Here is a 6,815-nt window from a genome sequence, read left to right as displayed (position 1 = left end):
ACGGCGCAGCGCCAAGTCGCCGGGCCTGAGCGAGGAGGCGCGCCACGTCCTCGAGCGCCGCGGCGTCAAGCACGCTTGCCACTCCGACGAGGTCCCGGATGCAGACGATGCGTGCGAGGAGCAGCAACATGTCCTGGAAGTGAGTGGCGTCGCCGCCCGCGCCAGACCGGAGTCGACACTCACTTCCAGGACATGAGTCAGGAGGCATCAAGGAGTAGTGGACAACCGCCAGCACGAGGATCACTGATAAAGCAACTTCACCGCTCCCCAGGAGTGGGCATGCATCGATGTTGGTTTCGCGGTCACACGAATGCAGCCCAGGCCGGGGCTTCGGAGCCCGAAGGATGACGGCGGATACCCTTCGAGGAAGACAAGCTGGACGCGGTAGAAGCTCCCTATCGGCGTGAATCTCGTGATCTCGATGGGACCGACAGTCTCCCAGAGGCCTCCGCATTGAGCAAGGGATCGTGTCTCCAGAATGACGTGTCCGTTTTGCATCGGGAGACAGGTGACTGAATCTGCCACGGGTACGATCTCGAGGTATAAGGGCAGTAGGTTGTCCGCGCCGTAGGTCTGGATGGAAACGGTGGTAGACCCGACAGCCCGGAGCGGGGGCCAGGAGACGCGACCGCGATGGAAATGAAAGAACGAGCCTGAGCAGATATCTGCGATAAGCTGGTCTTGGGATTCAACACAAGCAGTGCTGTCGGGTAAGCACGAGTATAGCTCTGTGTTCTGGGTGAAACTGGGCTTGCAAAGACCAATCAGAAGGGAGATCGCCAGAAAGTTGCGCGCCATGCTTGTCATCGATGTAGCCAGTTTCTACTTGAACAGGGCCTTCACCTGCGCCCAGGAGACACGCGTGGTCGTCGCCTGGGAAGCGGTGACGCGAATACAGTCGACTCCAGGGCTCGAGAAGGGGTGACCGTAGTCGTCGAGCCCGAAACCTTGGAGCTGCAGTGCGTACTTGCCACCGATCGAGACAATCTCCCTCAAGTCGATCGGCCCGAAGGTTTCCCAGGCCCCACCACAGACCTGAGAACCTCCCACGACGCCGACCAGGTAACCCTGATGCTGGGAGTACCCGGATAGGCAGAATTCCGATAAAACAGAGTCAGGCAAGGGAACGATTTCGACATACAGCGGGAGATTGAGGCTGAGCGCACCCCTCGTTTCCAGTTCGATCGTGATCGGTGCAACGTACTCGAGCGGGTACCACGCGTAGCGGCCCCAAAAGCGCCCGAAGGTTGTATTGCTGCAGGTATCGAAGATTTCGCCGGGAATTCGGCCACAGTCTGGCCAACCCGTCGGTCCCCAGCTGATGCACTTGTCGAGCCCGATCGCTGTTTGCGATGCAGCGGTGCCCGAGAGAATTGTGGCTATGCCGACAGCGACACCCACCAACCGCACGACCCAACCTCCCATGGTCAACACCCAAGAGAGGATATCTGGCCATGTTGCGCTTTCGCAATGCCTATGGGAACGTCACACAGTCGGGCCCGCGCCGGGTTTCCCTACTCTTAGAGCTGCTTTACCTGGCCCCAGCGAGCCCATTTTTCTGCGTTTGGTACGGCAGCCGTGTATGTGGGTATGGGGTTCGTCCTGTACCCATATGGGTCGGCGATGGCTCGCTCAAGTTGTTGGTTGTCGACCACTACAACTTCTGGGAGAGCCGTGCCCGCGACGTCGAGAAGCCTGCCGCTGTAGGCCATGCCGAACCAGGCCAGGATGTCCTGCTTCGAGAATCCTGTCTCGGCTTTGCTCGTCAGGCCACACGACGATCCGCGTCGCTCAGCGGCCCGTTTCGAAGCCCAGGCGTTCCAGGGCGCCGGCGGCCTTGTCGTTGGCCGGGTCGAGCTCGAGGGCTCGCTTCCAGGCCGTGAAGGCTTCGTCGCGCCGCTGCAAGGCGTGCAGCGCGTTGCCCAGGTTCGACCAAGCGGCGCTGGTATCGCTCGACCGCTGCGTGGCGCGCTCGTACATCTCCACCGCCTGCTCCAGCTCGCCCCGCCGATAGTAGAGGTAACCCAGGTTGTTGTAGACCTGCCCGACGCTCGGGTCGAGCTCGAGGGCGCGCTTGAAAGCATCCAGGGCCCGATCGTCGGCATGCATCTCCGTGAACGAAAGCCCCAGGTTGTTCCAGGCTTCGGTGAGGTTCGGATCGAGGGCTGTAGCCTGGCGGAACTTCTCCACCGACGTATCATAGGCGCCCTCGTGATAAGCGAGGACACCGACGTTGTTGAGACGGCGCGCTTCGTCGCGCCGATCGCGCTCGAGGAGCGCTTCGGCCAAAGTGCGCTGCTCCACCAGCAAATCCTCGGCGACCCGCGAGGAGGAAGACAGCGAGGCCGCAGCGGCGGCCACTTCCTGCACGTGCCCGGAGAGGGTCTGCAGTGAGCGCCGCATTTCCTCGCGCAGGACGCGCATGTTCTGGTTGTCGTCGAGGAGGTGCTGCAGGCTCGTCTCCATCTCGACGCGGGACGTCGTCGAGTTCTGCGCCACCAGCTGCTCCAGGCGTGCGCGCGTCTCCTCGGCCGTTTGGCTCAGGATGCGGCGGGTGCTCTCCAGGTTCTCCTGCAGGAGGCGGCGCGATTCGTCGCGTGCCTCGGCGACGGTGGCCCGGGCGGCTTCCACCGCGCTCATCTGACTCTTCGTCCCGGAAGCGGAGTCGCCCACCAAGGTGTGGACCGTGCCTTCCAGGTTCCGGATCCCGGCATGGAGCGTCCCCTCCAAGGTGGCGACGTTGTTCTGCAGTGTGGCAAAGCGCTCTTCCAAGGTGTGCACCAGATCGGGCGCGGTGCCGCGTCCTTCCTCGACCCGCGAGACCAGCTGCTCGATGCGGCCGGCGAGTGAGCCTTGCTGTCGATTCTGTTCGCCTTCGAGTCGCCGGAAGCCGCCGATCATCTCTTTCAAACTCTCGCGCTGCAGCGACCAGACCTCTTGCAGCACCGAACCCACCCCCGCGTCGCTTTCGCCCTCCTGCACCAACAGCGCCGTGGCGGCTGTGCCGACACCAGCCACACCGGATTCGAACAGGACGTCGAAGCGGCAGCCGCCGGCATGGAAGAAGCGGCACGGCTCGCCGAGGCATTCGAAGGCGGAGCGCGCGCTGTCGCCCTTGTCTTCCAGCGTCCAGAGCTGGGTGAGCGACTTCTCGGCGGAGAGGGACTTCTCGACCGAGACGGTTTCCACCGCCTGCAGCTTTTCCACCTCGTCCGGCGAGACCTCGATTTGTGCGGTGACCACCGGGGCTTCCCGCCTGGGCAAGGCGCTCCGGCGCTGCAGCACATCCTGACCGGCGACGAGGAACGGGCAGATCTTCATGACTCCTCCGTGTGCGACGTGTCCCGCTTCGCCGGGTGCGTCCGGCGCGGCGACGCGGCGGGATCGAGGTGCGTGCGCTTCTCCAGCACAAGCGCTGGAGGCTCGAGGCTCGACTCGAGGTGCAACTTGTAGGTGGCACGGGCGCGCTCCTGGGCCGGCTTGAAGCCGGGGAACTCGGCGATCAGGCGCAGGTACAGGACGTGGGCCTCGCCGTAGCGGCCGAGTTGCTCGGTGCAGCGCGCGCGGAGGTACAAGACGTTGCGGCGCAATTCCGCGTCGGGTACACCGTCCACATCGATGCTGCGGCTGACGGCGGCGGCGAGATGGGGCTGATCGTCGTCGGCGTAGCTGCGCGCCAGCAGATAGCGCCGCGCCGTCTCGAGACCGCTGCCGTCGCCGGAGAAGCCGAGTGCTTCCCGCGCCGCCGCGAAGTCCCGGGCCAGCAGCGACAGGCGCGCCAGCTCCAGCCGCGCCCGGAGGTTGCTGGGGGCGCGGGCGCTCGTTTCGCGCAGCTGCTCCATCTTGGCGCTCAGACCGCGGGCGCTCAGCTGCTCGAGGAAACCGTAGGCCTGCGTGTCGCCGCCCTCGTGTTGCAGAACCGACGCCAGGATCTCCCGGCCTTCGGCGACTCGGCCGAGATCCACGTACAGCGTCGCCAGGAGCCGGCGGATCTCCCGCTCGCGCGCCGTCGGGGGAGCGGCTGCAGCCTCGCCGACGCCGAGCGCCGCGGCCCCGGAGGCTGCTTTCGCAGCGGCGGGGAAGTAACGCGCCAGGGCCTCCTTCAGGATCGATGTCGCCGCCTCCATCTCGCCCTGTTCGCGCAGCAGCTGGGCCAGGTCCACTTCGGCGCCGCCCTGGGTCTCGCCGCCCTCGACGAGGAGGCGCAAGCGGGAGGGCACGGCTTCCGCTGCCGCGGCGGGGAAGGCGGTCCGGAAGCGCTGCAAGGCCGCATGGGCTTCCTGGCCGCGGGAGGCGGCCAAGAGGGTGTCGACTTCCAAGAGTGCGAGGTTCTCCGAGCTCGTCCCGGTCTCGCGCAGGGCGGCGAGAACGAGTGAGTGCGCCTCGGCGTTCCGTACCATGAGCTCCCGCAGACGCTCTTCACCCCGCGCCTCGTTGCCGCTCCGAATCTCCAGGGACGCCAGCTCGCAGGTGATCCAGGCCTCGCTCGGGAAGCGCTGCAGCGCCGATTCGAGCAGCTCGATGCGGTGCTCCGAGGTCACGCCGTCGGCGTGGACTGCCTCCTGCACCCGGTGGAGCGCCGCCTCGCGCTCACCCTGGGCGAGCAGGACGTCCCACAGCGCGCGCTGCGCTTCCGGCAGCGGTGACCTTTCCGCCAGGTGCTTCACCTCGGCCGCGAGCTGCTCGCGCCAAGCGGGGAAGCGACGGGCGAGTTCGGCGAGCAAACGGCAGGCGCGCTTCTCCTGTTTGCAGACCAGGAGTGCCCGGGCCAACGCCATCCCGGTCTCGGCATTTTCCGGGTCGCGATCCCACTCCACTTGCAGATTGACGAGGATCTGCGGCCCGAGCTCGGGGGCGATGCGCAACGCCTGGTCGAGGAGCGAGACGCCGCGGGGACGTTCGCCGCGACGCAGCCGCAGAGCACCGGCCAGCGCCAGCGCCAGTCCGTGGGTTTCGAGGCTACGGCCATGCTCGTGCAGCGTCTCCAGCACCAGGTCTGCGAGCATGGGATCGAAACGCACCGCTTCCGACAGCAGCGATACGGCCTCGCTGCGGTCGGCACGCGCCTGCAGGAGCGCCCGAGCCAGGACGTAGCGGGCGTGACCGAGCTGCGCATCGGTCTCGACCGCGCGACGCAAGCCGGCGATGACGCGCTCCAGCACGGTGTCCTGGCAATGCAGGGCGCTCTCGAAAGCGTTCGCGGCCGCGCTCGCCTGGCCGCTTTCGAGATGGATGCAGCCGCGGGTGAAGTGCAGGAACCCCTGTCGTGCGGCAGGGAGCGTTTGCGCCGCCCGCTCGCAAAGATCGCGGGCGTGGCGGTGGCGACCCGCGTCCAGGAGGCCGAGCACCAGCGGCCGCCATACCTCGTCGTCTGCCGGAGCGTGGCGGAACAAGCGGTCGGCGCGCCGGCAGATGCGGTCTGCCGCCGCCGGCTCGGCGCGCAGCGCCCGCGCCAGGAGTTGGGCGCTCGGCACCAGGTGGCCGGCGTCGAGATGCAGCTCGGCGGCGAGCTCCAAGGCGCGGGGGAGATCGCCGCGGGAGTGGAGCAAGGTTTCCAGCGCGGCGAGCGCCGGGTCGCGGAGCTCCGGCTCTTCGGCGACGAGAACGCCGAGCTCGCGCAGCGCCGTCTCCGCCTCGTCCGTCATCAGACTGGGGCGCAGCAGATCCAGCCGCAGCGCCGGCGGCAGCTGCACCTCCGCCAGCACCCGGGTGAGGCCGGCAGCCAGCTCGGGACGCTGATGCAACAAAGCTTCGATCCGCCGCACGAAGTCGTGCACGCGGGTCCCCGGCGCGGCGTGATAGTGCGCCACGGCGGCGCGAGCCTCTTCCTCCTCTGCCACTTCGATGGCCGCTTCGACGAACAAGGCGAGGAGCTCCGCCGAGAGGCCGTACTGCGAGGCCAGAGCGAGCGCCGTCTCGTAGAGGACGGGTGCCGGAGCCGAGCGCGTGTCGCGCCACTGCTGCAGGGCATCCGCAGCTTGCTGCGGCTGCCCCATGTCCATGAGCAGGGTGACGAGCAGCCGTCCCATGGCGGCACTCTGCGGCGCCTTCTTGTGCGCCGCTTCGATCTCGGTCCGCAGCGTCGCCTGGCGATCCGGGTCGGCATCGAAGGCGCGGCGGAAGTACGGTGCCGCCGCCTCGGGATCGCCGAGATCGAGGCTCAAGCGAGCGCGGAGCAGGAGGGCCTCGGGGTCGCGGGGGCGCTGCTCGAGGATCTGATCCGCGACGCGCAGGTTCGAGGTGACATCGGCGCTGCCGCGGGTTCCTTCCAGCTCGCGGACGGCGCGATCCACGGCGCTCGTTCCGGCCAGCGCTCGGGCGTACATCTGCCGCAAGCGATCGGTGGCATGCGCTGCTTCGGGAACCGCCTCCAGCACTGCGCGCGCCGCAGCGAGCGCGCTGTCACCACCCTTGCAGAGCTCCTCCAAGAGTTCGGCCGCCACTTCGAACTGCTTCTCCAGGAGCAGCAAGCGGGCACGCACCGGCAAGAGGAGGGGGCTGGCGGGAGAGCGGCCGAGCCAGTGCACGGCGCGAGCCCGGCAGCGAGCGTCTCCGGCGATGGCGGTGCACTGCTCCGCGGCACGCTCGAAGTCTCCCACCTGCAAATAACAGCGCCCGAGAACGAGACGGAGATCGAGGTTGTCGCGCGAGCTCTGCAACTCGAGCTTGCACAGGTGTCCCAGCGCTTCGGTCCATTTGGCATCGAGATCCAAAACGCGTTCGCAGGTGTCGGACATCTCGTTCCAGCGTCCGAGGGCCGCGAGCACCAGGATCTCCGCCACGAGGATGGCGGAGGTGCGCAGGTCGTGACGGTG

Annotated in this window: 4 protein-coding genes; 1 reads left to right on the top strand and 3 read right to left on the bottom strand. The window is 67.2% G+C overall.

Translation table 11 applies throughout. From position 1 onward, the window contains the following. On the top strand, positions 1 to 196 hold a 196-nt coding region (locus VFE28_04105; GenBank protein HZM15164.1), incomplete at its 5' end, for a hypothetical protein. 626 nt (positions 197 to 822) lie between these two features. Here VFE28_04105 and VFE28_04100 read toward each other — a convergent pair. From VFE28_04100 to VFE28_04090, 3 genes are all read right to left on the bottom strand, one after another. Next, positions 823 to 1,410 carry a hypothetical protein gene (locus VFE28_04100; GenBank protein ID HZM15163.1) on the bottom strand — a complete coding sequence of 196 codons (588 nt, stop codon included), beginning with the start codon at positions 1,408 to 1,410 and terminating at the stop codon, positions 823 to 825. Positions 1,411 to 1,791: 381 nt separating this feature from the next. Continuing rightward, on the bottom strand, positions 1,792 to 3,321 hold the full coding sequence (locus VFE28_04095) for a tetratricopeptide repeat protein (protein HZM15162.1): 1,530 nt from the start codon (positions 3,319 to 3,321) through the stop codon (positions 1,792 to 1,794). After that, a partial coding sequence (locus VFE28_04090; protein HZM15161.1) for a hypothetical protein occupies positions 3,318 to 6,815 on the bottom strand: 3,498 nt, incomplete at its 5' end. The genes VFE28_04095 and VFE28_04090, both read right to left, overlap by 4 nt.

The sequence above is a fragment of the Candidatus Krumholzibacteriia bacterium genome (assembly GCA_035649275.1).
In the GTDB taxonomy this organism is placed as follows: domain Bacteria; phylum Krumholzibacteriota; class Krumholzibacteriia.
The sequence above is the reverse complement of the archived record's forward strand: the minus strand, read 5'-3'. Positions and strand labels throughout refer to the sequence as shown.

What these genes read in the sequence shown, in the direction of transcription:
- VFE28_04095 (HZM15162.1), bottom strand. Translation starts at nt 3,321, where the DNA reads ATGAAGATCTGCCCGTTCCTCGTCGCCGGTCAGGATGTGCTGCAGCGC.